The sequence below is a fragment of the Williamsia sp. Leaf354 genome (genome assembly GCF_001424365.1).
Lineage (GTDB): Bacteria > Actinomycetota > Actinomycetes > Mycobacteriales > Mycobacteriaceae > Williamsia_A.
This window is the reverse complement of sequence record NZ_LMPL01000001.1, coordinates 120,947-146,591: the sequence shown is the minus strand read 5'-3', so window position 1 is coordinate 146,591 and position 25,645 is coordinate 120,947. Positions and strand designations below refer to the sequence as shown.

The 25,645-nt window shown below is 69.3% G+C and carries 16 protein-coding genes; 7 read left to right on the top strand and 9 right to left on the bottom strand.

From position 1 onward, the window contains the following. Positions 1-103 precede the first annotated feature (103 nt). Entirely contained in the window at positions 104-1,294 is a 1,191-nt protein-coding gene (locus ASG12_RS00640) for an acyl-CoA dehydrogenase family protein (RefSeq protein ID WP_082501733.1), read from the top strand. Positions 1,295-1,363: 69 nt separating this feature from the next. Then, positions 1,364-2,548 (top strand): glycosyltransferase, encoded by a 1,185-nt coding sequence (locus ASG12_RS00635; protein WP_055784125.1) that lies wholly within the window; start codon positions 1,364-1,366, stop codon positions 2,546-2,548. Between the two features lie 35 nt (positions 2,549-2,583). On the opposite strand, the gene ASG12_RS00630 is transcribed toward ASG12_RS00635, so the two are convergent. Beyond that, a complete protein-coding gene (locus ASG12_RS00630) occupies positions 2,584-3,369 on the bottom strand; it encodes a hypothetical protein (RefSeq protein WP_055784122.1) in 786 nt (261 codons plus the stop codon). Positions 3,370-3,629: 260 nt separating this feature from the next. On the opposite strand from ASG12_RS00630, the gene ASG12_RS00625 reads away from it, so the two are divergent. Further along, the gene (locus ASG12_RS00625) at positions 3,630-4,556 is read left to right on the top strand and encodes a glycosyltransferase family 2 protein (protein WP_162243387.1); all 927 of its coding nucleotides are present in this window, start codon (positions 3,630-3,632) and stop codon (positions 4,554-4,556) included. 5 nt (positions 4,557-4,561) lie between these two features. Here ASG12_RS00625 and ASG12_RS00620 read toward each other — a convergent pair whose 3' ends face one another. The 6 genes from ASG12_RS00620 to ASG12_RS00595 form a co-directional block, all read right to left on the bottom strand. Continuing rightward, positions 4,562-6,325: an ABC transporter ATP-binding protein gene (locus tag ASG12_RS00620; RefSeq protein ID WP_200932711.1), complete on the bottom strand. Its 1,764-nt coding sequence runs from the start codon at positions 6,323-6,325 to the stop codon at positions 4,562-4,564. 164 nt (positions 6,326-6,489) lie between these two features. Next, entirely contained in the window at positions 6,490-7,176 is a 687-nt protein-coding gene (locus tag ASG12_RS00615) for a hypothetical protein (RefSeq protein WP_055784118.1), read from the bottom strand. Positions 7,177-7,256: 80 nt separating this feature from the next. Further along, positions 7,257-8,255 (bottom strand): cytochrome c oxidase assembly protein, encoded by a 999-nt coding sequence (locus tag ASG12_RS00610; RefSeq protein ID WP_235455683.1) that lies wholly within the window; start codon positions 8,253-8,255, stop codon positions 7,257-7,259. A gap of 107 nt (positions 8,256-8,362) precedes the next feature. Then, positions 8,363-11,647 carry an arabinosyltransferase domain-containing protein gene (locus ASG12_RS00605; protein WP_055787300.1) on the bottom strand — a complete coding sequence of 1,095 codons (3,285 nt, stop codon included), beginning with the start codon at positions 11,645-11,647 and terminating at the stop codon, positions 8,363-8,365. Between the two features lie 101 nt (positions 11,648-11,748). After that, positions 11,749-15,078: an arabinosyltransferase domain-containing protein gene (locus tag ASG12_RS00600; protein ID WP_055784116.1), complete on the bottom strand. Its 3,330-nt coding sequence runs from the start codon at positions 15,076-15,078 to the stop codon at positions 11,749-11,751. 89 nt (positions 15,079-15,167) lie between these two features. Further along, positions 15,168-18,530, bottom strand: coding sequence for an arabinosyltransferase domain-containing protein (locus ASG12_RS00595; RefSeq protein ID WP_235456203.1), 3,363 nt, complete (start codon positions 18,528-18,530; stop codon positions 15,168-15,170). A 120-nt stretch (positions 18,531-18,650) separates the two neighbouring features. On the opposite strand from ASG12_RS00595, the gene aroQ reads away from it, so the two are divergent. The 4 genes from aroQ (at position 18,651) to ASG12_RS00575 (ending at position 22,899) form a co-directional block, all read left to right on the top strand. Continuing rightward, positions 18,651-19,103 (top strand): type II 3-dehydroquinate dehydratase, encoded by a 453-nt coding sequence (gene aroQ / locus ASG12_RS00590; RefSeq protein ID WP_055784111.1) that lies wholly within the window; start codon positions 18,651-18,653, stop codon positions 19,101-19,103. Between the two features lie 258 nt (positions 19,104-19,361). Beyond that, a complete protein-coding gene (locus ASG12_RS00585) occupies positions 19,362-20,309 on the top strand; it encodes a phosphatase PAP2 family protein (RefSeq protein ID WP_082501516.1) in 948 nt (315 codons plus the stop codon). 49 nt (positions 20,310-20,358) lie between these two features. After that, on the top strand, positions 20,359-21,924 hold the full coding sequence (locus ASG12_RS00580; protein ID WP_235455681.1) for a hypothetical protein: 1,566 nt from the start codon (positions 20,359-20,361) through the stop codon (positions 21,922-21,924). A gap of 114 nt (positions 21,925-22,038) precedes the next feature. Continuing rightward, the gene (locus ASG12_RS00575) at positions 22,039-22,899 is read left to right on the top strand and encodes a metal-dependent hydrolase (protein ID WP_055784108.1); all 861 of its coding nucleotides are present in this window, start codon (positions 22,039-22,041) and stop codon (positions 22,897-22,899) included. A gap of 4 nt (positions 22,900-22,903) precedes the next feature. On the opposite strand, the gene ASG12_RS00570 is transcribed toward ASG12_RS00575, so the two are convergent. Together ASG12_RS00570 and ASG12_RS00565 are read right to left on the bottom strand one after the other, a co-directional pair. Beyond that, entirely contained in the window at positions 22,904-23,683 is a 780-nt protein-coding gene (locus ASG12_RS00570; protein WP_055784106.1) for an MBL fold metallo-hydrolase, read from the bottom strand. Further along, positions 23,680-25,638, bottom strand: coding sequence for a galactan 5-O-arabinofuranosyltransferase (locus tag ASG12_RS00565; protein WP_055784104.1), 1,959 nt, complete (start codon positions 25,636-25,638; stop codon positions 23,680-23,682). Before ASG12_RS00565 ends, ASG12_RS00570 begins: the two co-directional genes overlap by 4 nt. Positions 25,639-25,645 lie beyond the last annotated feature (7 nt).

Genomic DNA, 25,645 nt, shown 5'->3' with positions numbered 1-25,645 from the left:
CTGTGGAGACCTGTCCGAAAAGGGTTTCCATACGCATCGGTATGTGGTACCCATCACACCATTGCGGTCCTGTCGACGCACGGCGAAGGTGATCGGGGGATGGATGAGCGTTGCAGTCGGGGCACGTGTCAACGAGGGGCGAGAGACCTCGGCGGCGAGTGGGGTGTTGTTGGCGCAGGCCCGCGCCGCGCTGGCGCGGCGGATGCCCGTTCTCGCGGAATGGTTCGCCGAGACCACCCTCGCCGAGCGTGAGGCGCCCGGTAATCGCGGCCTCGAGGTGTTCCGCGAGGCCGGTGGGTGTGGGCTGATCGTCCCCGTCGAGATCAGCGGTCAGGGCGCCTCGGCGGTCGAGGCGCTGCAGGTGCAGCGCGCGATCGGCGCGGCGTCGCCGTCGCTGGCGGTCGCCACCGTGATGCACCACCTGTCGATCGCGACCATCGTGCAGATCGCGCTGACCGGCCCCGAGGAGGACCTCGCGCTGTTGCAGAGCGTGGTCGAACAGAACGCACTGATCGCGTCGGCGTTCGCCGAGGGTCGGGTCGGTGGGAGCACGCTGATCCCCACCGTCTCGGCGGTGTACGACGAGGACACCGGTGACTACGTGGTCACGGGTCGGAAGAAGCCCTGCAGCATGGCCTATTCGATGGCCTTCCTCGCGGCGAGCCTCGACGCCAAGGAATCCGAGGGCGGTCGCGGCCGCAAGGCCGTCGGATTGATCCCCGCGCAGATGCCCGGCGTCAGCATCGAACCGTTCTGGACCTCTCCCATCCTGGGTGGCGCGGAGAGCGAGGAGGTGATCCTCGACGGTGTCCGTGTGCCCGCGGCGCTCATGATGATCGGCACCATGCAGGACCCCGACGGCATCCACGAGATGACCGGGTTCCTCTGGTTCGGGCTGCTCGCGTCGGCGGGCTACATCGGCGCCGCGAGCACCCTGCTCGAGCGATTGCTGCACAGTCCCAGGGTCGACGCCGCCACCTACACCCCCATTGCCGCCGAACTCGAATCCGCCATGGCGGCACTGGAATCGGTGGCCGCAGCTCTCGACGCCGGCGAACGCGGCGCGGACATCTCGGCTCGACTGCTGTTCATCCGCACCGCACTGCGCACCTCGCTGTTGCGGGTGGCCTCGGCGGCGACCTCGGCGCTCGGCGGGATCGCCTTCATCACCGACCCCGACATCGCCTACCTCGCATCGGTCCTGCAGGCCTTCTCGTTCCACCCACCGTCGACCACCGAGACCCAGCGATCGTTGTTCGCCTATCACCGCGGTGAGGAGTTCCGGCTCGCCTGAGTGGTGCATCCGCTCCCGCATCGGTACCGTGCGTCTGACCGAGATGCGCAGGGTGGGAGGTCGTGGCCGGTGTTCGCCCGCAAGCGTGACGTCCGCACGGCGTCACGCCGCAGGATCCTGATCGTCGACCAGTTCGTACCGGATCCCCTGCTGGGCGCCGGTCTTCCGCGTGCGCACCAGATCGTCTCGTCGTTCGTCGACGCCGGCTTCGACGTCGACCACTACCCGATGTGGTCGAAGCGGTCCGAACGCCGACGTATGAGGGTCCTGTTCGGCACGCGGGTGCGGTTCCGTCGGGGACAGGGCCGGCTGGGCCTGTGGAACGTCCTCCGCACAGATGGCGCCGGGTACGACGCCCTGTTCGTCAGTCGGCCTCCGACGATGCAGACCCTCCTGGCCGTGGGGTGGAAGCCGCGATGGGGCGCTCGTCGCCCGCCCGTCATCTACGACGCCGAAGCGCTCTTCGCTGTGCGGGAGAAGCTCCGTCGAGCGCTGTACCCACCGGCGATGTCCGATGCGGAGTTCCAGGAGGAACTCCTGGCCGAACTGCGGCTGATGTCGGAGGCGGACGCCGTCGCCACGGCGGGATCGTCCGACGCCGCAGCCATCGGTTCCGGGATCGACATCCCCACACGTGTTCTGCCCCATGCGATCAGCGCTCGCCCGGTTCCCGCCGCGGGCTTCGACGATCGCCGCGGCATCCTCTTCGTCGGACGTCTTGCCGGACCTCCCGATCTGACGCCGAACGTGGACTCGGTCCAGCACTTCGTCCGCGAGATCATGCCGGAGCTCGATCGTCTGATCGGGACCGACTACGTCGTGCAGATCGCCGGGATGGTCGACTCCCCGGAGATCGAGGCGCTGCGATCGGATCGGGTCGCCGTTCTCGGTGTCGTGCAGGATCTCGGCGAGCTGTACGAACGGTGCCGGGTGTTCGTGGCGCCGACCCGCTACTCGGCCGGCATCCCCCTCAAGGTCACCGAGGCGATGAGCCGGGGCATCCCTGCAGTGGTCACACAGCAGCTCGCCGATCAACTCGAGGTCCGAGAACCCACGGTCGCGATCGGTGACGGAGCAGAGGGCTTCGCCCGGGCGTGCGCGCGGCTCTACACCGACGCGGAGCTCTGGCGGGACACCCGTGAGCAGGGGCTCGGCTTCGTCGCGAAGGCGTGCTCGCCGGAGGTGTTCCGCCACAGGCTCGTCGAGGTCGTCGACGCCGCGATCGCGCACGCGCGCGAGCGTCAGGAACTCTGAGCTCGCGGGAGTCGGCAGATCAGGTGCCGTCGGCGTCAGGCTGCGCTGTGGTGCAGCGGGGTGGTGTGGAGGACCGTGTGGTCGTCGAGACTGAGGACGTCGACGCTGTCGACCGCGACGCGTCGGCTCCAGTGCCTCCCGTAGACCCGTTTCAGCCCACGCGACATGAGCAGGCCGCCGAGCAGTTGGTATCGGCGTCGTCCCGCGACGACATCGGCGGTACGGCGACCGAAGTGGTTGAGAAAGCTGCGCTCGGTCGCGACGATCCGGAAGCCCTCCTCGCGCAGGCGCAGCGAGAGATCGACGTCGGCGCCCCACGCGAACCTGCCGAAGCTGCGCTCGTCGAGTTCGCCGACGGCGACGAAGGCCTCGCGGGTGAGCATCAACGCCGTGCCGTCGCACACCGCGAGTTCGCGGTAGGCGTCGCGCGGTTCGTACTCGGCAGCAGGTCCCTCGTGATCGGAATGCATGGCGAGGTGCGCGGCGTCGTCGTAGACACCGACCACGGCGCCGGCGTCGTCGGGGAGCCGCTCGTCGAGGATGCCGTCGAAGAATCCCCGCGAGATCCTGACGTCGTTGTTGAGGGTCATCCCGGCGTCGTAGCCCTCGGCGAACGCGGTGCGGAAGCCCAGGTTCGAGCCGCCGGCCCAACCGGTGTTCCGGCCCGGTGTGTGCACGCGCTCGTCGGCGACCGGTGAGTAGTCGCCCTTGTTGTCGACGATCATGTAGTCGACGCCCTCGCGCTCGAGATCGCCGACCAGCGCATGGGTGTACTCGATCTGCCCGTAGACGGGGACGGTGACCAGAAGAGTCTTCGCCATTCTTCGACTCTCCCGCACATGCGCACGATTGTGAACCCGGGTCACGAGTCATTCGTGCGTTCGTCCGACGTGGACGCGGTTCTGATGGACGCTCGGCCTGCAGCCTTCGATTCGAACCAGGAGGATGTGATGCCGGTCACATCACGTCGGTCGTCGTGTCGTTCGCTTGTTCGATTGCGGCGCCCGACGGCCGGTCGTTACGTTCGGTCACACATGCCATGGAGGATCGCGACGACGCAGATGGACGGGCGGTGCCCCCTGTGACACCAGCACCATCGGTGACCGTCTGCATCCCGCTCTATCACCACGCCGACACGGTCGAACGTGCTCTGCGCAGCGTGCTCGCGCAGGATCACGACGACATCGAGATCCTGGTGGTCGACGACGCGTCCTCGGATCGTGGGGCCGAGATCGCTCGTGGTCTGATCCGTGACGGAGACCGTGTCGTCGTCAACGACGTGCGCCTCGGCGCGGCCGGAAATCACAATCGATGCATCGAACTCGCCAGGAACGAGCTCATCCAGTTCGTCCACGGTGACGACGAACTGCTGCCCGACGCACTGTCGTCGCTGGCCGCGACGTTCACGCATGCCGATGTCGCGATGGCGTTCGCACCGCGCCGCGTCGTCTCCGACGACCCCGAGTTCCTCCGGTGGTGCAGCGTCCTCCACCACCGATTTCGAGCGCTCGGGACCGTCAACCGCGCCGACGATCTGATCACCGAGTACATGCTTCGTGGTGCGCTGAACAACTGGTTCGGGGAACCCACCTCGGTGATGTTCCGGCGGTCGCGGGCCGTGCGCGCCGGAGGCTTCCACACCGACATGGTGCAGTCCTTCGACATGGATCTCTGGTTGCACGTGAGCACCGGTGGCCAGATCACGTTCGTCGACCGGGAGCTCTCGGTGCGACACCACACCGGGTCGACGCTCAGCGCCGCCAATCAGGCGGAATGGAAGGAGTGGATCGATCGGCCGCGCCTGATCTGGGCCGTCGTCGCCGACTCCGCGATGCCGTGGCGGGCACGGCTCTACGGTGCGATCTGGACCCTCAACAGCCACCCGCTGTCGATGATCTACGCACTGCGGGGCCAGCGCGGAGAGAGACTTCGACGACTACGACTCGTGCTCGGACTGCCGTTCCACGAGTTCGCGCGAGCCCGTCGGATCCGCGCGAACCGTGACTGAACGGTTCAGCCGAACTCGGCGGCGTTCTCGGGTGCCGAGTCGGTGGGGATGCGCAGGGCCGACAGCAGATCCTTGTAGAGAGGACTGCTTTCCAGGAGCTCGTCGTGGGTGCCCTGGGCGATGAGGCGCCCGTCCTGCAGCACCACGATCATGTCGGCGTCGACCACGGTCGACAGTCGGTGGGCGATGGTGATGACCAGACCGGTGCGGGCGTGGTCGACGATCGCGTCGTGGATCGCGTGCTCGGTCAAAGCATCGACCTGGGCGGTCGCCTCGTCGAGCAGCAACACCGGGCGGTCGGCGAGCAGCGCGCGGGCCACGGCGATGCGCTGGCGCTGGCCACCCGAGAGCGAGTTGATCGAGACCTCGGCGTCGAGCCCACCGGGAAGCGTGTCCACCACGGACCGCAGGGACAGGCGGTCGAGGACCTCGTACATCGCCTCGTCGGTCGCGTGCGTGTTGATCAGTCGCAGGTTCTCGCGCAGGGTGCCCGGGATGAGCGGCGACTCCTGCTCGACGTAGGCGAAGTGGGTGCGCGTGGTCGACGCCGAGACATCCTGGTAGGCATGCGTTCCCAGACGTAGCTCGCCGCTGTCGGGCTCGAGGAACCGCAGCAGCAGCGAGAGCAGGGTCGTCTTGCCCGCACCCGAGGGGCCGATGAGGGCCACGTGGCCACGGCTGGGCATCCGCAGGTCGATACCGTTGAGCACCGGATCGCCGTCCGGGTAACTGGCGAACACGTTGCGCAGCAACATCCCCGACCCGTCGCCGGTGGGGACGCTGCGCTTGGGCTGCCAGTCGGCGACGGGGTGACCTGCCCGATGACGGGGACCGGTGCCGTTCGACCCACCCTGCGGTGAACCGCCCTCGACCGGCATGGCGTCGACCTGGCGGATGCGTCGCGCCGCGGCGAGCCCGGCCTGCAACTGGGTGAGGCTGGTGCTGAGCTGACCGATCGGGTCGCCGATCTGGAAGGCGTAGAGAAGGAACGCCACGAGCGTGGAGACGGTCATCGCACCCGAGGACACCCGTACCGCGCCGAACGCCAGGATGGCGAGGATCGAGACCTGCACGCCGGTGAACGACGTGGTGATGGCCAGAGCCTGACGCCGCACCGCGAACATGTTCAGATCACGTGAGCGCGCGGCGATCTCGTCGAGTCGCGTTCGCACGCGCTCCTCGGCGATGGCGGCCTTGATGGACTTGATGGCGCGGAGGTTGCCGTCGAGTTCGCCACCGAGTTCGCCGACGGCGGCCTGTGCGCGCTCCTGCGACTTGGCGATCGAGGGCAGGATGCGCCCGAAGAGGAACGTCAGGACCAACACCGCGATGAGGGTGACGCCGACGAGGGTGATGTCGAGGATCGCCATCATGACCAGCGCGCCCACCAGCATCACCACGCCGTTGACGCCACCGACGACACTCGAGGACGCGGCCTCGCGCAGCAGCACCGAATCGGACGTCACGCGGGTGACGAGCTCCCCGACGGGGCTTCGCTGCAGCGGGGTGAGCCGCGCGTACAGAAAGCGGAGGTTCATCCGACGTCGAGCGTCGTAGACCACCCCCTCGGACAGGTTGCCCAAGGTGACCAGCTGCCACCACTGGGCGGCAGCGCTGATGATCACCAGGCCGATGAGGATCGCCAGGGGTGGGATGAGACCGGACTTGCCACTGACCGAGTCGAGGATGTGCTTCGTGGCCAGCGGGGTGCCGAGGCGCGCGGCCGATCCGATGAGTCCGGCGACAATCGCCAGACCGAACAGCGGCAACCGGGGCCGTATGAGCTCCCAGAGCAGACGCGTGTTCGGTTGGTCCTTCGATGAAACCTCTGTGCTCTTCGAAAAGTCTGGCGTCGATTCTTCGCCCATGCGCATAGTGAACCAGAGTTCCCGACCGTCGCCCGAGTTGCGGCCGTGACAACGGCCACGTTCGGTCAGCCCGGGGTGCCACCCGAATCGGTACCGCCGGAGGACTGTCCGGCGCCGCCGCCGCTGCCGGCGGGCTCCGAGGCGCCACCCCCGGTCGACGGCGGCGGTTCGGAGGTGGGCGGTGAGATGACCGGAGGTGTCACCACCGGGGGCGTGACCGCTGGTGGTGCGGGGTTCGGTGCCGCCGGTTGGCCCGCTGGACGCGACGAACCCCCGCCGTCGCGGGGTGATGCGGTGGCGGGGGCTGCTGCGTCTGTTCGTGGTGCGACGGCGGGGCCGGGCGCGATGGGTCCGCCGCGTGCCGCGTCGTTCCCCGGGATGGCCGCGGCGGCGTTCGTGGGGTCAGTGTCGTTCGTGGGGGCGGCGACCGGCTCGAGCGGTGCGGCATCAGCCGACGTGGGCGCCCCGATCGCGGCGGGGGCGGGATCACCCGCGGACACAGGCGTGGTGTCGGAGGACGAGGAGGGGTGCGCGGACTCGTGGCCGGCGCTCGGGACGAGCCGCATCTGTGCCTCCGAACCCCCGTGGGTGGCCCACAGGGTCACGGTCACCGCGCACACGACGACGACGACACCGGCCACGGCACTGAACCAGCGCCATCCGGCCGACGCCGCCTGGTGGGCCGCGGGGGATGCGGACACCTGTGCCCGCAACGCGGCCTTCGTGGCCTCGTAATCGATCTCCTCGCGCACGAGAACGTCCTTCGTCCAGCCCCCCGGCGAGAGGAGGATAGCAGCGAGGCGTGATTGTTGGCGCAGGTCACGACCTCGAGCTACCGCCGCGTGCGTGAAGAGCTCTCCGCGGCGTGCAGGGCGGCGAGACGGGCGTTGTAGGCAGCCAGCGCGGCGTCGTCCCCATCGATGTCGTAGGAGTCGCCGGTGGTGTCACCCTGCGCGCCGGTCGCGAGTGTCGCCTCCTGTCGGGCGCGGTCCAACCACGAGACCCGGCGCGACTCGCCCGGCTTCCGGTGGGTCTCGGCGCGGATCCACTGACCGGCGACCAACACCAGCAACAGCATCATCAGACCGTCACCGCCGAACCACATGATGGCTCCGGCGATGTTTTGATCGGCCAACGCGTCGGGGCCCCACCCGAGTCGCGACTCGCCGTAGGCCGGCGCCAACGGGCGGTCGGTGAGCATCAACACGATGCCGACGAGGGTGTCGGGGCCCATCGCGATCAACAGCGTCACGAAGCGGACGGGATGCGACAGGTCGTGGCCGCTGAACTCGCCACCGATGGTCGGCAGCAACAGCAGGTAACCGCTCACGATGTAGACCACGGTCTCCGAGGTGTGGATCCAGCCGTGTTCACTCATCGCCTGTTGGAAGCCGGTGAGGTGGGTGCCGACGAGCACCGCCGCGTACACCGGAACCGAGAAGGCGGGCGAGGTGACGAAGCGGGTGACCCGGTGGGTCATCACGGCACGGACCCGACCGGCGCCCACGGGTCCCGACGACTCCATCGCCAGCCGCACCGGTTGCGCCAGCACCAGGGTCAGCGGGATAACCATGATCAGCAGCAGGTGGGTGATCATGTGCATCCAGAACAGGTGGTGCGCGAACGCCGCGGCGCTCGAGTTCAGGGTCACCACCAGCAGCGCCATCGCGCCGAACCACGCCGCGGTACGCGACCACGGCCACGCGACGCCGGCGCGACGGCACCGCGCGACACCGACCAGATACGCCGCGGTGGCGACGATCATGACCGCCCACCAGACCGGCGTCGCGGTCCAGTCGGTGAGGATGTCGGGCCGGCTCATCGGGGTCATGTCCACCCGACCCACTATCCCCTCGGCTGCACGCGGCGTCGAGGATCATCGGCCCAGCTCACACCACGTGCACGGCTTGTCCGATAGGTCCGATTCGCCCCCAGGGTTCAGTACCCGATCGACCGCATCGGTGCCGGGTCCCACGTGCCCGACCGGGTTTCCTCGCCGATCGTCAGCTTCGCCGTCTGCGCGGGAAGGATCTCACTGAACCGTTGCAGCGAGCCCCAGTCGTTGCCCCAGTTGTTGCGGAGGTAGGTCGCGAGCAGTTGCGGCCGCAGCATCGCCTCGGTCAGGCCCAGCGGTCCACCCGCCTTGCCCGACATCCACGTCTGGCTGTTCTGCCGGGTGGCACCCGCATCGGGCAGGATGCGCCACTTCGGCACCTCCTCGACACCGTTGCGCACCGACATCGGTCGCTGGCACGGGAACACGAAGGCGGGCACCCAGTCGATGAGCACCGGGTCGGTGCGTCCCACGACCTGCTCGAGCGTGCGCAGGGTGCTGATCCGCGGCGGCGTGACCGCCACCCACTGATCCGAGCTGCCGCTGGTGTCGGCGACGAGCAGTCGTGCCACGTTGGCCCCCGCGGGTGCGTCGGACAGCGGGAACCGCAGATTGCGCCATGTCGGCGCCTCACCGACGTCGATGGGCGACCGTTGTCCCACGGGTGTCACGGCACCGTCGGCGCCGACACGCCCGTACTGGACCCGCACCTGCTGGCCCTGGCTGACGATCCCGAGTCCGTTCTTCGCCTCGACCGCACCCGCGACCGACACCGTGAGCAGTGGGGCGTCGGCCGATCGCGCGGGCATCCGGTACCAGTCGCTCGTCAGCGATCCGCCGGACCCGCCGTAGCTGCCGAGCACGGGGGTGCGCTCGGGGGCGAGTCCGAACGGCAGCTTCACCGTCGACCCGTTGACACCGCGCGCACCCTGGCCGCCACCGGTACCGCCCTCGGTCGAGGCGTCACCGGTCGAGGCGTCGTCAGAGCCCGCCGAACCCTGCGTGGTGTTCGTGGAGCTGCTGGTGGTGGCGTCGTCGTCACTGTTCTGGGTGGTGTCGACCGAGAGGTCGTTCGGCACCCCGTTGGGGGTGAAACCCTGCGACGGCTGCGGACCGGCGAGAGCGTCACCGGGTGAGGTGGTCGGCGACTGGCCCGCGACCGCCGCGGGTGCCAGCAGGCCACCGTTCGGATCGGTCTCGACGAGGACGTCGTTGGCCATACCGCAGATGTTGCCGGTGAGGGCGCGCGCGTTGCTCGATGCCCACGAGAAGCTGTTGCGCTGTACGACAGCACCTTTCACCAGCGAGAGCACCTCGAACACCACCACCAGGGCGATCAGCGTGGGCACGATCGCACCGTGCGGGGTGCGCCATCGACTCGTCGATCCACGCCCCTGTGCGACGACGTCGTCGACGTGATCGTCGCGTAGGTGTTGCCACAACCCGATCAGGGCGGTGATCACCGACAGTGCGAGGAGCAACCAGTAGATGCGGATCCCGCCGATGGCCGGCGGTCGATCACGCCACGGCACGCCGTAGGTGCCGACGAACCACCATCCGTTGATGCCCGCGAACGCGATGCCCATCACGAAGAACAGGGCCGCCACGAGGAAGGTGCGGTTACGACGTCGGCGCAGGATCGCCGGTGCCGCCATCGCCCCGGCCGCCGCGGCCAGGCCGCCCGCGATGCCTGCGTAGACACCGAGATGGTGCGTCCACTTGGTGGGCGTGAAGGAGATGATGAAGACGGTGCCGAGGATGACCGCGACAAGGCGCCACACCGGCCCGCGTGCGATGCCGCGTGGCGACCGACGGCGCAGCAGCACCAGGATCACGAACATCAGCAGCAGGAACATGGTGAGGATGCCGAAGCGGCGTGCCAGCGAGGCGTCGACCTGGTTGGGCAGCAGCAGGTAGTAGTAGCGCACCGGTTCCTGCCACCACTCGAGCGTCGGTCCGACCTCGCTCGCGACCTTCGAGCTGGTGATGACCCCCGACAGGGTGTTGTCGGCGAAGATCTCGAACAGCACCGCGGTGCCGGCGGCGAGGATCGGCGCCAGGATCGGCAGCAGCCCGTCGCGGTGGCGGCGTTTCGCGAGTCTCTTGATCAGCGGACGGATCCCGGCGACCAGCGCGGCGACGGCCATCAGGCCGCCGGGCGCGATGGCGAGGGTGAACGCGGCGAAGATCGTGGCCGTCGCCAACGGCAGGAAGCGACCGGTGGCGATCGACCGGTCGACCGCGCACCACGTGAGCAGGGCGCCGACGGCGAGGGCGGGTTCGGGACGCAGGCCGTTGTTGAACGGAAGCCAGATCGCCAGGAAGACCGCGGCACAGGTCCACAGCGCGGGGGTGGAGTGGCGGACGGTGCGCCCGAGACGGGGGATCACCTCACGACTGAGCAACCACCATCCGAGCAGGCCCAGCAGGAAGGCGGGCAGACGCATCCACGGTGCCGCGAGGCTGACGTGGGTCATCGCGCGGATCACCTGGTAGTGCCAGCCGAACGGATCCTGCGGCACACCGAAGTAGCGGTAGTAGTTGATCGGGTAGCCGGCGGCGTCGGCGACGCGACCGACGGTGAAGTTGTAGCCGTCGTCGGAGGTGTTGCCGCCCAGGAACCACCACAGTCCGAGGACCACGATGACCACACCGTCGATGGGGCGCAGGGTCCACCACCGCGCGGGCAGGAAGCGCTTGTGTCGTCGCCCGTCGCCGCTGTCGAGGATGCCCAGCGAGACCAGCGACAGCAGCGTCATCGCGATGCCGAGCACGATCGCGGTCAGCTTCAGTGCCGTGGGGGTGGTGACGAATCGGGTGTCGATCGTCGCGCGCAGCGACAGCCCGGTGGCCGGGGTCGAACCCGGCAGATCGGTGTAGACGCCGACGATCTGCGGCCGCAGGTTGGGGTCGGCGACGTCGAAGGACAGCTGACCGGGCGCGCCGGCGGGCAGGCCGCGGATCTCCGCGCGTGTGCGGGTGCCGTCGAAGCGCATCACGATCGAGCAGTCCGCGTCGCTCTGGGCCTGCGCGCGTGGGGTGTTGACCAGCACCACGTTGCGGTCGGTGACCTGGATCTGCTCCGACGTCACCGAGACGAACAGGCCGCGCGCGAACGCGTCCGACCCGGCGGTGGGGATCGTCGAGAGCAGGTTGCCGCCGTAGGAGGGCAGTCGCGAGGCGGCCGCACAGGGCACGGTCACGTCGGCGTCGATGGGGACGAACGACACCAGCGGGGCAGCGATGTCGCCCACCCCGTTCTGGCCGACACCCTGCTGGGGCCACGACATCGACGCCGTCGTCTGGTTGACCGGCAGCAACGGCGTCGCCAGTGCGAGCAGCGCACCGAGCAGGCCGGTGACGATCGCGACGATCCGCACGATGCGCATACGCCGCGCCGAGGTCGGCGGTCGTGTGGATGTCTTCGTCACAGTGGTGCCCTCAGAGGTCGTGCCCGTGCGGTCGGGGGTCTTGCTCACGCCGTCGCTGCTCACGAGTCGTCCGATGTCACGACGCGGATGGATCCGTCACGCGACCAGCCCCAGCGGCTGCGGTCGCCGACGGTGACGGTCGCGGTGGGTGCGTCCGGCGCCAGGGGTGCCAGGCGCTCGAGCGAGCCCCAGTCGCGGAACCAGTCGTCGCGCAGGTAGGTCGGCACCGTGGTCGGTGTCGTGGTGCCCTCCGAGATCCCCAGAAGGCCACCGTCGTCGGAGTCCATCCAGGTCTTCGACTGCGACAGTGCGGTGATGCGATCGGGCAGGATCCGCCACCGCGGGACGTCGGTGACGCCGTGGTGCGAGACGATCGGTTGCTGACAGGGGAACTGGCCGGCGACGGTGAAGTCGATCAGCGTCGGCGCCGAGGACCCGACGACCTCCTGCAGGGTCTGCAGCTGCGCCGCCCGCGGCGGGGTGATGGCGAGCCACTGATCGGAGGTGAGGTTGTCGTCGTCGGCGACGATCCGCATGACCTGCGCGCGCGGCGGGATGGCCTCGGTCGGGATGCGCAGGTTGCGCCACGGGCGGTTCGGCGGTTCGGGTCCGGGGTCGATCGGCATGAAGGGTGCGCCGATCTGGGTGAATTCCCCTGTCGGGGAGCTGATCCCGAACTGCACCCGCAGCGAGCGACCGAACTCGCCGACACCGTCGACGTCGACCGAGGCGATCGCGCCGGCCGCGCTGATGACGATGAGCGGTGTGCTGCCGCGCTGCGGGAGTCGGTACCAGGAGGTGGTCAACGACGCCCGCCCCGAGTCGTACCCGTAGCTGCCGAGCACCGGGGTGCGCGACGGGTCGAGACCGAACGGCAGCGCCGCGGTCGACCCGTTGACGGTGCGGGGTCCGTTGCCGCCCAGGGTCCCCGGCAGTCCGCCGGTGACGGTGAAGGCGTTCTGGATGGTGCCGGCGACGTTCATCTGGCCGGGGCGTGACTGTGTCGGTTCCGGTGACAGGTCGGGCGCGACACCGTTGGGGGTGAAGCCGACCGAACCGGTGCCGGCCAGCGCCGCCGATGCCGAACCGCCGTCGGCGGGTACGAGCGTGCCGGCGTTGGCGTCGCGTTCGACGAGGACGTCGTCGGCCATGGCGCAGGTGTCGCCGCCCAGCGCCCGCAGGTTCGCGCCGACCACCGTGTACTCCGAGCCGCGGGCGACGGCGGCCTTGGCGAACACCGCGAGCTCGGCCACCACCATGAGGATGGCGATCGCGGCGATGGGGGACGACGCCAGCACGAGGCGACGACGGTCGGCCTTGGACGGCGCGTCCGACGGGGCCTCGATGTGGGCCGACGGGTCGGCGGATGCGGACTCGTGGACGACGCCGCGGTTCGCGACGAAATCGAGTCGCAGGTGCAGCCACACCGCGCCCGCCGAGGCGAGTACGGCGAGCACCAGCAGGATGGTCGAGACCTGGATACCGAGGAGCACCGGTGCGCGGTCGAACCACGAGATGCCGAAGTCGTAGGCCCACGGCCACGCGTTCTTGCCGGCCATCGACGCCGCGAGCGCGAACAGCAGCCCGGCGACGAGGACGGCGAGATTGCGGGCCGAGCGGGCCGCGGACTGCGCGATGGCGACGGTCGCGACGGCGGCCAGCGCCGCGGCGATCCCGGCGAAGATGCCGAACTGGATGGTCCATTTGGTCGGCGCGAACACCCACAGCACGAGGGTGACACCGACGGCGCCGATCCCGCGCCACACCGGACCCGGATCGATCCCGCGGATCCGCTTGCGGCGCAACATGACCGCGAGGACCACGAACACCGAGGCGAGCAACAGCAGCACCGGGACCCGTCGGGTGAGTGCGCCGTCGTCGGTGCTGACGGTGAGGAAGAAGTAGCGGAAGTACTCCTCGTGCCAGCTCAGCGAGGGGCCGACGGTGAAACGGATGCGCACCGCGTCGTAGACCGTGGCGAGGGTCTGGTCGCGGAACACCACGATGAGGGTGAACAGCCCGGCCGCCGCGACCGGCAGCACGAGAGCCGCGAGACCGTCGTCGCGGCGACGTCGCAGCACCACCTCCACCATCGCGCGCGCTCCGGCGACGAGGACGGCGACGGCGATCACGCCGTGCGGCGCCAGGGCGAGGGTGAGGCCGGCGGCGAGGGTGGCCAGCGCGGCGGGCAGCAGTCGGCGGGTACCGATGGCCTGCTCGACACCCCACCAGGTGAGCAGCGATCCGGCGACGATGATCGGTTCGCTGCGCAGGCCGCTGTCGAACGGCAGCCAGAAGGCGACGAACACCGCCGCGGCGGCCCACAGCGCCCACCCGCTGCGGCGGACCGCGGCGCCGAGCCGGGGCAGCAGCACGCGACTGAGCACGAACCAGGAGACGAGGGCGGCGACGAGCGCGGGGATGTGCATCCAGATGCCGGCGGTCGACACCGACGACCAGTGACCCAGGAAGCTGTAATACCAGTCGAACGGTGCCTCGGGGATGCCGAACCAGCGGTAGTAGTTGGAGAGGTACCCGGCGCCGTCGGCGACGCGACCCATCGTCAGCACGTATCCGTCGTCGGGGGTGCCGGCACCCAGGAACAGCCACACGACCAGCACTGCGGTGACGGCGGTGTCGGTGATGCGCGGGGCCAACACGCGGCGCCACGAGCGCACGCCGATCCGGCGGTGGTGTCCGCCCAGCCAGTCGAGACGGGCCAGCGCGATCAGGGCCAGCGCGATGGCCAGGATCCCGATGATCATGACCGCGAGCTTGATGGCCGAGGGCGAGCTGGCGTAGCGGTTGTCGATCCCGACGTCGACGCGCAGGCCCTGGGCGGCCGCGGCCTGTACCCGCGGTGTGGTCAGCGTGCTGAAGATCCCGTCGACCTGGGGACGCTTGTCGGGGGTGAGGGTGGTGGCCGGACCGAGGCCGACGAACTGTGCGCCCGGGCCGGTCGGCGAGGAGAACACGCGGATCGAGCGGCACTGGGGTGACCGGACCTGCTCACGGGTGGCCGATGCGGCCGGTGTGCCGCGGAAGGAGACGGTGACCGCCGAGGAGTTCGCCGACACCACGAGCGACTTCTGCGACGCGCGGTCGGCGGTGGTCGGCATGGTGGCCAGCACCGTGCCCCCACCGGTGCCGAGCGAGTCGACCAGCGAGCACGGGATGGAGGCGGTCAGCGACTGCGGCGTCTGGGCCGTCAACGGCGCGACCACCGACGGCGTGTCGGCCGCCAGCGACTGCCCGGCGGGCCAGGCGAACGCGGCGGTGGTCTGGTTCACCGGCAGCAACGGGGTGAGGATGCACGCGAGAATCCCCACCACACCGGCACTCACGGCCACCAGGCGAGCGGTTGTCGCACTGGACAGTCGGGCAGTCATCGGCACGAGCAACGATGGTATGCGACTTGTCTGTGGCCGCCGCATCGCCACTGTGCACATCGACGGCGAGTGGGCGGCAAGCCCGGTGGTCAGTAGCGGATCGGGGCGGGACTCCACAATCCGGAGCGGGTCCGGGTGCCGAGTTCGAGCTGCGCCGGGCCCACGGTGTCGTTGTAGGGCTCGTAGCGTTCGAGCGATCCCCAGTCCCGGCCGATGTCGTCCTGGAGGTAGCTGGGCACCGTCGTGGAGTCGAGCGACACCTCGATCCAGCCGAGCGGACCGCCGCCGAACGAGTCCTGCCACGCCGAGACGGCCGCGGCGAGGTCGGCGCCGGGCATGATGCGCCACTTGGGCACCTCGGCGACGCCGTCGCTGTGGTCGAACGGTCGCTGGCACGGGAACGCCAGACCCGAGGTCCAGTCGATCTGGACCGGGTCGCGGTCGCCGACGAGCGACTGCAGCGTCTGCAGCCGGGGCGCCCGGGGCGGGCTGACCACGATGAAGCGGTCCGACGCCAGGTTGTCGTCGGTGGCCACGATGCGCACCGCGGTCGCGTCGGCGGGGAACGAGCTGCGGTAGGTGCGCAGGTTGCGCCACGACGGGCTCGGTCCGGGATCGATGAGATCGACCTCGCCGGCCGAGGTGTAGTCGCTGTCGCGGCTGCCGCTGCCGGTGCTGTATTCCAGCTTGAGGTCGGAGATGTCGAAGTTCCCGGCCGCCGCCATGGCGATCAGCGGGGTGTCCGCCGACTTCGCGGGCAGGCGGTACCAGGACGACGTGAGACGTGCGGGGACCTGATCGGCGGCGGAGTAGCTGCCGAGCACCGGGGTGCGGTCGGGGTCGAGGCCGAACGGCAGCTTGGCCGTCGACCCGTTGACGCCGGGCTTGTCGTTCTCGCCACCGCCGGTGCCGCCGGTGTTGTTCGTCAGCACGTCCGGCGACGCCGCGACATTGGTGCTGAGCACGCCCAGCGATCCCTCGCTGGCCGTCGAGTCGAGCATCATCGGCAGACCGTTGGGGGTGAAGTTGCTGGTGGCGGCACTGCTGTCCGATGAACCCTCCGGCCGCGGTCCGGCCAGCGGATCCGACGACGACGTGTCGATCGGTTGCAGCAGGCCGGCGTTCGGGTCGGGCTCGACGAGGACCTTCTCGGCCATCGCGCACGGCGAACCGGTCAGCGCGTCGAGATTCGACGACGGCACCGAGAACGACCCGCTCTGGTTCACCCCGGACACGACGGCGGTCGACACCTCGAACACCACGAGCAGCCCGGCGATGATCGCCAGCGGGGCGGCCGCGAAACGGCGGGCCACCGGCAGCGGCGCGGCCACGATCCGCGCACGCCGCGTCCGGGAGGCGGTGGTGGTCGTATCGGCGGTGGGGTCGGGTGCGGGGCGGTGCGGGTCGCGGAGGTGGAACCAGCCCGCCAGCGCCAGCGTCGCGATGCTCAGGTAGAGCAGGATGCTGCCCAGCGCCACGATCAACCGCACCGGCTGCGAGCCGTAGGGCATCCCGTAGTTGGAGATGTAGAAGTAGGCGTTCGGTCCGGTGAAGGCCAGGCCGGTCACGAACAGCACCAGCGCGGTCACCAGGGTGCGGTTGCGGCGCGAGTGCATCGCGGTCGCCGTCACCGAGATCGCGGCGATGGCGGCCAGCGCTGCGGCGAGACCGGCGAACACACCGAAGTGGTGGGTCCACTTGGTCGGCGTGAACATGAGGAACACCAGCGAGGCGAAGGTGATGCCGACGATGCGTCGGGTCGGGCCCATCGCGGTGCCGGGGATCCGGTTCTTGCGGAACAGCATCGCGCCGGAGACCACGAGTCCGACCAGCATCACCAGGACCGCGAACCGGCGACCTACCGAGCCGTTCGCGGAGAACTCGAACAGTGCCGAGTAGCGGTTGATCTCGTTGTACCAGTGCAGCGACGGGCCGAGTGCGGTCTTCATCTTCGACGCCTGCAGGAACGCCGTCAGCGTGAGATTGGAGAACACCACGAAGATCACGAACGTCCCCGCGGTGAGCACGGGCGCGATCATCGCCAGGTAGGTGACCCAGCGGCGACCACCGGTGGTCTCCTGGATCACCTTGGTGCGTTTGATGATCGACATGATCATGGGTCGTCCGCCGGCGATCAGCGCCGCGACGGCCATCAGTCCGGTGGGGCCGGCGGCGAGGCTGAACGCGCCGACGGTGCACGCCACGGCCGCGGGCAGGGTGCGCCCGGTGGCGATGGCCCGTTCCACCGAACACCAGGTGAGCAGTGCGCCGAGACAGATGATCGGCTCGGGGCGCAGACCGTTGTTGAACGGGAACCACGACGCCATGAACACGAACGCCGCGGTCCAGGGCACGATGCGGCTGGTGGTGGCGGCGCGACCGAGCCGGGGCAGGATCTCGTGGGAGATGATGAGCCACACCGCGATCCCGCACAGCAGCGCGGGGAGCCGGACCAGCGGGCTCGCGGTGCTGATGTGGGCGAGCCATCCGAACACCTGGTAGTACCAGCCGAACGGCGCCTCGGGTGCGCCGTACCAGCGGTAGTAGTTGGCGGTGTAGTGCGCGTGTTCGGCCACGCGCGACATCGTCAGCAGATAGCCGTCGTCGGAGGTGTTGGCGCCCACCATGTGCCAGACGAGCAGCCCGCCGATCACGACACCGTCGCGGGGATTGAACCGCCACCACCGCGCGGGCAGGATGCGGCGGTGCCTGCGGCCGTCGGTGCCGTCGAGGACGGCCAGCGCGATGAGCGCGACGATGGTCGCGACGACGCCGATGACGATCGCCGTCCACTTGATGGCGGTCGAGGCGGTGGAGTAGCGCGAGTCGATGGTCGCGTGGGCGCGCAGGCCCGGTACCGCGCCGGCGGTGTCGGTGAGGTCGGTGAAGATGCCCGTCAGCTGCGGACGCTGGTCACCGTCGGAGGTCTCGCCCTGCAGGGGCGCGCCGTCGGAGTCGGTCATGCCGACGAACCGTGCGGTGACCGCGTCGGAGGTGGCGGTGACGTCGATGCTGCGGCAGTTCTGGGCCCGGATCTGCGCCAGCGAGGCGCTGACCAACGGCACGTTGCGGACCACGACCTCGACCGACCGTTGATCGGCAGGATCGGTGGTCGTTCCCGAGACGCGGATGAAGAGGCCACGCTCGACGGCCTTCTCGGCGTCCTTCGGTGTGGTCGACAGCAGCACCGACTGCCCGGGGCGATCGAGACGGGTGACCGCCGAGCACGGGACCGACACCTCGATGTCGATGGGTACGTAACTGATCAGCGGCGCGGTCACCGACCGCAGTTGCTGGTTCGCCGAGACCTGCGGCCAGTCGATCTCCGCGGTCGTCTGCGTGACGGGCAGCAGCGGTGTGGCGATCGCGAGCACGAACCCGATCAGTCCCGCGACGACGGCGACGATGCGGGCGACACGCACACGGTCCCGGCCGGATCGGCGGCCCGTCACGCTCCGGGTCTGCTCGGTGGGCGACGTCGCGGGCCGGGGGTTTTCGGGCACAGCTGCTGATCGTAACCGCGTGGCGCGGCGACCGGCGCGCAGGAGGTCAGGCGTCCTACAGTGACGTCCATGTCCCAGCGCAGCCGGACGGTCCTGCTCCTCAACGGCCCGAACCTCAACATGCTCGGCACCCGCCAGCCCGAGGTCTACGGCCCGGCGACCCTCGCCGACGTCGTCGAGCTCGCACAGCGCACGGCCGACGAGCTCGGTCTCACCCTCGCCGCCCGGCAGACCAACCACGAGGGCGAGATGCTCGACTGGATCCACGCCGCGCGCGGGACGGTCGACGCGATCGTCATCAACCCCGGAGGGTGGACCCACACCTCGGTGGCCCTGCGTGACGCGCTGGTGATCCCCGAGGTGCCGATCGTCGAGGTCCACATCAGCAACGTCGCCGCCCGCGAGGACTTCCGACACCATTCCTACGTCTCGCCCATCGCCTCGGCGGTGATCGCGGGATGCGGGGTCTCGGGCTACGGATACGCGCTCCGACGGGTCGCGGAGCTGCTCGACACGCAGTGATCTCGATCACATCGCGCACGCTCGACACTGTGGCGATGACCAGCGTGACGGCCCATCCTTCGGTATGAGATCCGGTCGCAGTTGTCCTGTTCAACTGCCGTTCGGGCAAAAGTGGGGGACGGGATGCCGAGTGTCCTCCGTTAGTATTCCTCGCAATGCTGTTGCGCCTCCGGAGTGCGCGACGGTGCGAAGCGACCGTCGGGGGCGACTCACACCCACGTCGACGGTGATGTGGAGGTCCGATGCGGGAGGCTCGTCATGTCGACCGCTGACATCGCCCGCCAGTCGCCCGGAACCGGGGGACCGGCCGACGATCGCGAGGTCACCGGGGTGCCGGCAGGCCACGACGCCGGCCTCGAGGCGATCGAATCCGATCTGGTCCGCAGCCGTTTCCACGTGCTGTCGGCCGTCGCGGCGTACTTCGCCCGGCCCCGTTGGTGGGTCGAGATCGCCCTCATCGGGGCCCTCTACGGCGTCTACTCGCTGATTCGCAACAGTGTCGGCGAGGTCGCCGACACCGCATTCCGCAACGCCGAGTCGATCCTGTCCTTCGAGGACCGTTTCCACATCGCCCTCGAGCGTCCGCTCAACGAGTGGGTGCACCACACCCCGATCGTGGCCGACATCGTCGCCCTGCAGTACGCGACGTTGCACTTCATCGTCACCCCCGCTGTTCTCGTGTGGCTCTTCTTCCGCCGCAGCACGCACTACCGCGCGGTCAGCGCGATCCTCATCGTCACCACGGTGCTCGCGTTGATCGGCTTCTACTGGTTCCCCACGGCCCCGCCGCGGCTGCTGAGCCAGCAGGGTTTCGTCGACATCATGAGCCAGACGTCGTCGTGGGGGTGGTGGCCGGAGTCGGGTACGCCGGGTAGTGACGCCATCTCCAACCAGTTCGCCGCCATGCCGTCGTTGCACTGCGCGTGGGCCGCCTGGTGTGGGCTGTCGTTGTTCTTCCTCGCGCGTCGTATGTGGGTGCGCATCCTCGGCCTCGTGTACCCGTTCACCACCTTCTTCGTGGTGATGGGATCGGGCAATCACTTCATCCTCGACGTCCTCGCCGGTCTGGCCACCCTCGCCGTCGGCGCCGCCGTCGTGTTCGGCATCAGGGCGGCGTGGCGATCGCGCGTCCGTCGGCGCTATCAGGACCAGGCCGGGCGTATCGGCGAACCGGCCGTCGGTGACACGCTGACCGCGGCCGAATGAGACCGATTCGATGACCACCGGGGTGACCGGCCGGCAATGGAGCTGGCCGATGGCACTCCCGCTGGCGGTGGCCCTGATCGCGACGGTCACCCTCTGGGCGCTCAGCCCGACCCTCGGAGACCTGCAGGCCGCGATCGCGCGCGAGGAGGCCGCACGGTCGGGCGTCGGTCTCGGTTACTGGTTCGGCTGGTACGGCGGGGTGTCGCCGGGCAGCTACTCCCTACTCGTGCCTGCGTTGTCGGCGCTCACCGGCTCGCTGGCCCTGCTCGCGATCGCCACCCTGGTGATCGCGGTGATGGCCCACCCCCTGGCGCACGCGACGGTGGGAATCGGCTCGGGCAGTCGGGCGGTGCACCCGACGATGCTGACGTGGGCCATCGTCGCCGCCGCGGTGCTCAACATGATGTCGGGGCGCGTGGCGTTCTCCGTCGGGGCCGCCTTCGCCCTGTTCGCCGTGCTCATGCTGCAGCGCGGCGCGACCACCCTCGCCGCGGTGGTGCTGCTCGTCTCGGGTCTCGCCAGTCCGTTGGCGCCCGCGTTCGTGGGGTTGGCCACCGTGCCGTTCCTGCTCGGCGGCGGCCATCGGTCCCGGACGGTCTGGAGTGTGCTGATCGGGTCGGGTCTCGGTGTGGTGGTGCCCTTCGCACTCTTCGGAGCGCCTGGGGCCCAGGGTTTCCCGTGGACGACGTTGGTGTGGACGATCCTCATCGGTCTGGGCGCGGGGTACGCGATCACCGAGGCGCCGCAACGCTGGATCGCGCCGCTGGCCATGGTCACCGCGATCGTGGTGTTCGCCATCCCCAACGGCATCGGGTCGAACCTGAGTCGCTTCTTCTGTCTCGTGGTCCCCTGTCTCATCCTGTGGTTCTCGCGCCGCGCGCTGCCGATCCTGCTGGTCACCCTGGTACCCGCGGTCAGCTACGCGGGCTTCGTCGCGGTGGCCGATCAGGTGGCGGTCGCGAACGCCGGTGACACCGAGAAGAACTACGAGCCACTGCGGCTGGCGCTGCTACGCGGACCCGGCCTGGTTAACCACCGCGTGGAGCTGATCGACGCGGGCACCCACGCCGGATCGCACGAACTGGGGTCGCTGGTGAAGCTGGCGCGCGGGTGGGAGAACCAGTCCGATTCGCGGTTCAACCCGATCTTCTACGACAAGGACGCGCTCACCCCGCTGTCGTACCGACGGTGGCTCAACGAGAACGCGGTGTCGTGGGTCGCCGTCTCCGACGAGCCGCTGCGGCAGGCGAGATCCGAAGCGGCACTGGTGAATGCCGGATTGCCGTACCTCACGCGCGAGTGGGGGAACGACGAGTGGACGCTCTACCGGGTGGCGAATCCCGGATCGGTGGTGGCCCCGCCGCTGTCGCTGGTGACCGAGACCCCGGCGCAGATGGTGGTCGAGATCCCGGACACGGGAACGCATCCCATCCAGATCCGACCGAATCGCTATCTGGTCGCGCGCGATGTCGACGATCCGACGGTGAGCGCGTGCATCGATCAGACCGAGCAGGGCTGGATCACCGTGCGGGCCCCGCAGCCGGGGACGTATCGGCTCGAGGGGCCGCTGTCGGTGCGCGGTGTGCTGTCCGAGCAGTCGCCGAGCTGTGCCTGATCACAACAGGCGTTGACACCGCGCCCGGCGCGGGAGGACACTCGACGGATACGTGTGACGGTAGACACACCTATCGGTGGTCACCGCGCCCGGCACCGACAGCGGAGGTTTCCCATGGCGACCGACATCCGGGCGCGCAGGATCAGGTTCTCCTACCCCGAGGGATCCCTCGAGCGGCACTACGTCGCCGGCGACCTCGTGATGAGCCACATCGTGTCGATGCTCTCGGCGGTGTTCCCCGAGGGCGAGGACTTCTTCGTCCGGTCGGTGAAGCACTACCGCGACCAGGTCACCGATCCCGTGCTCAGCAGGCAGATCGCCGGGTTCATCGGCCAGGAGGTCACCCACGGTCGCGAGCACCGCGAGATCAACGAGCGACTCGGCGCCATGGGGTACCCGACGATGGCGTGTGACAAGCACACCAAACGAGCGCTGGCGCGGATGTTCCGGCGGTTGCCCCACCGGTTGTCCCTGGCGATCACCGCGGCACTCGAGCACTACACCGCGACGTTGGCGTCGCTGTTGCTCACCGAGCCGCGGGCGCGCGCACTCATCTCGTCGGAACAGGTGCGGGCGTTGCTGATGTGGCACGCCTACGAGGAGGTCGAACACAAGGCCGTCGCGTTCGACGTCTACCGGTACGTCGGCGGGACCGAGCGGATGCGCATCGCCACCATGCGAGTGGTCCACGTGGTGTTCGTCCTGAACACCATCGCCTGGACGATGGTGTCGATGGCACGTGACCGCGCCACCTACAACCCGCGACGGTTGTTCGCGAGTCTTGCTGCGCTGCGCGACAATCCGTGGCTGGGACGCGAGGTGCTCGACGAGCTCCGCACCTACACCCGTCGCGGCTTCCATCCCGACGACAACCCCACCGAGTACCTGCTCGAGGAGTGGCGGGCCGAGTTGTTCGGCGACACCGGGGTGTTGGCCGACAACCTCGCGGCCGGCCGAGGTCACCGCACGAGCTGAGCCGTCAGCCCCGCAGGGCCGCGGCGACCGCGTCGGCCACCGACCCGCGGTGGACCTCGCCGTGGCCGGGGAAGAGGAACTCGACTGCCGTACCCGACAGCCGTTCCCGCTCGGCCAACGCGCGCAGGGTCTCCCGGTTCGCGGCCTCGTCGTGGTGGAACACCGGGTGGATGCACTGCGGCCCGACATGGGCGGTGATGCCGTGTCCGGTCACCAACGCGTCACCCGACACCAGCACGCGGCCACCGGCCACGAGGTAGGCGCTGTGGCCGTCGGTGTGGCCGTGCGCCGACCACGGCACCGGGCGTCCCGGCAGGTCCAGCGATCCGTCAGCGGAGAGGGTGAAGGGTTCGGCGTTGGGGATGCCGGTGGTGTCGAGGCCGCCGAGGGCGACGATCTCGGCCATCCACCGCAGCACGCGTGGCCTGTAGGCGAGCTTCGCCAGCGACTTCGGCGTCGCCTGCTGCAGGTGTTCGCGGCGTGCGTGGGACACCTCGACCGGATCGAGGTGGACCGGGAACGCGTAGCGGTTCGCGAGACGACTGAGGCCGCCGATGTGGTCGACGTGGGCATGGGTGACGAGTGCGGCGCGGATGTCGCCGGGCTGAGCACCGATCTCACGTACCGAGGCGATCACGTCGTCGACCTGTTTGGGGTAGCCGCCGTCGATGAGGGTGACACCCGAATCGTCGCGCAGCAGAACCCAGTTGACGTGCTCGGTGTGGATGAGATGCGCGCTGCCCCCACGCTCGTTCTCGACGGTCGTGATCGTGAAGTGACTCATCTGCGCACCACCAGGACGAAGGGTCCCACCTCGGTCACGGTGAACCGGGGATCGTCGAACAGGGCCGAACCGAAGGCGACCGTGTAGCGCCGCACGTTGGGGTCGTTCGGGTAGACGTCGGTGGCCAGTCGCAGAGCATATCCGTCGGCGCTGTAGCGGAACAGGAACACCTGCGGCGCGCGCCAGGGTGAGATGTCGAGGGCGCGGATCAACTCGTCCGGGGTCTGCAGGGTCGCCCACCGCTCGATCGCGGCGGCGCGTTTGTCGAACTCGGCCAGGGGGTTCGCGTAGTGCGAGGTCAGTCCCTGGAAGCCGTAGTAGGGGTAGATCGACAGGAACCCGTAGTCGGCGGTGAGGACGATCGTCTGGTCCCGCGGACGTCCGGTCTGTTGGCGGATGAGGGTGTCGATCTGCGGGAAGTAGGACTGCGCTCCGGGCGGGCGCTTGTCGGCGCGGTCACCGTTGCCGTCGGTGTCGGTGTAGGCGGTCGTGATCTCCGAGCTGAGGTGATCGGGGATGTTCTGCGAGACACCCACCGCGGCAACGACCGCCGCGACCACCACGAGGAAGCGGATGTCGCCGAATCGTCGCACGGCCGCCTGCGCGATCTCGGCGATGCCGAGGACCCCGGCGGCCGAGAGGATCACCGCGAGCAACGGTTCGAGGCGGAACGACAGCAGCGTGGTCCCCATGGCCGTCAGCGCCATCGACAGAAGGCAGAACAGGTAGATCGCGATCACGACGATCCCGAGTGCGAGCGACACCGTGCGCTGACGGTTGCGCAGCAGCAACCACAGCAGGCCGATCATGCACAGCACGCCGACCAGCGTCAGGTGCAGCATGGGTGTGGGGAGCTGCGCCCCGCCCGAGGGCAGGTAGTGCTCGGCGGTGCCGCCGCTGGCCGGCGAGTTGCGCAGCCGTGCGAGCAGATACGGCGCCCACACGATCAACGCGATCAGCCCCGACACCACGCCCATGCCGATCAGGCGGCCCGCGTGGACGCCGAGTACCCGCAGGCGCTGCCGCCGCACGGCACCGGGGTCGGTCGCCGTGTTCGTCGTCGCGCGGATGGCCTCGACGGCGAGGTAGAGGGCCATCAGTACCGCCGCCAGCGCGTACAACCCGGTGAACAGTGTGTAGAAGGTGGCGCTGATGCCGATGAAGATCCCACCGGCGAGCAGGGCGGCGCGGCGACCGGACCGCAGGGCGTGGAACGCCGTGATCATCATCGGGGCGCCGACGAGGATCAGCACGGCCGCATAGGGTTCCGGGCCCGCGTACATGATGGTGACGGCAGTGGTGGCGAGGGTGATCGCGATCGCGCGGTCGGTGCGGACCATGCGGGTCCACAGCGCCATCGCCACCGCGGCGGCCACCGCGATCGACAGGATCGCCCACGGCTTGAACGCCTCCCACGCGGGCTGATCGACGAGGTTCGCGTACCGACCACCTAGCCAGAACCATCCCGCCGGGTAGTACGGCGCGAGGTCGATGTACGTCATGTCAGCCAGGCCGTGGGTGTCGGCGAGGCGCGTGAGGTATTCCGTGCGGAACTGCTGGTCGACCGAGATGCCGAACAGGTAGAGCTTCGTGGCACCCAGCGGCATCGCGAGGGTGACCGTCGCGAATGCCGAGATGCCCACCCAGCTCAGAGGTTTCACCCACCGGGTGAGTGCGCCCATCCGGGACGCGACCACCGCGACGAGCAGGACCGCGATCGACACGCACTGCCCGACGGTGGTGAGCGCACCGGTGACGTTCGAGGAGTTGAAGGCCGGCCACTGCACACGACCGATGGCGAACAGCCCGATCGCACCGACCACCGCCGCGACCACGGCGGCCGCGACGATCGTCGCCGTGTCGATGCCGTACCGGCGCACGCCGCGCGGCTCGGCGGGCGAGGACGACGGGTGGGGCGACTCGGCCCTCGGCGCGTCGGTGGTTGCGGCGCTCACGTCGGGA

What these genes read in the sequence shown, in the direction of transcription:
- ASG12_RS00600 (WP_055784116.1), bottom strand. Translation starts at nt 15,078, where the DNA reads ATGACTGCCCGACTGTCCAGTGCGACAACCGCTCGCCTGGTGGCCGTG.
- ASG12_RS00640 (WP_082501733.1), top strand. Translation starts at nt 104, where the DNA reads ATGAGCGTTGCAGTCGGGGCACGTGTCAACGAGGGGCGAGAGACCTCG.
- ASG12_RS00580 (WP_235455681.1), top strand. Translation starts at nt 20,359, where the DNA reads ATGGCACTCCCGCTGGCGGTGGCCCTGATCGCGACGGTCACCCTCTGG.
- ASG12_RS00575 (WP_055784108.1), top strand. Translation starts at nt 22,039, where the DNA reads ATGGCGACCGACATCCGGGCGCGCAGGATCAGGTTCTCCTACCCCGAG.
- ASG12_RS00605 (WP_055787300.1), bottom strand. Translation starts at nt 11,647, where the DNA reads ATGCGCATCGTGCGGATCGTCGCGATCGTCACCGGCCTGCTCGGTGCG.
- aroQ (WP_055784111.1), top strand. Translation starts at nt 18,651, where the DNA reads ATGTCCCAGCGCAGCCGGACGGTCCTGCTCCTCAACGGCCCGAACCTC.
- ASG12_RS00610 (WP_235455683.1), bottom strand. Translation starts at nt 8,255, where the DNA reads ATGACCCCGATGAGCCGGCCCGACATCCTCACCGACTGGACCGCGACG.
- ASG12_RS00585 (WP_082501516.1), top strand. Translation starts at nt 19,362, where the DNA reads ATGTCGACCGCTGACATCGCCCGCCAGTCGCCCGGAACCGGGGGACCG.
- ASG12_RS00570 (WP_055784106.1), bottom strand. Translation starts at nt 23,683, where the DNA reads ATGAGTCACTTCACGATCACGACCGTCGAGAACGAGCGTGGGGGCAGC.
- ASG12_RS00630 (WP_055784122.1), bottom strand. Translation starts at nt 3,369, where the DNA reads ATGGCGAAGACTCTTCTGGTCACCGTCCCCGTCTACGGGCAGATCGAG.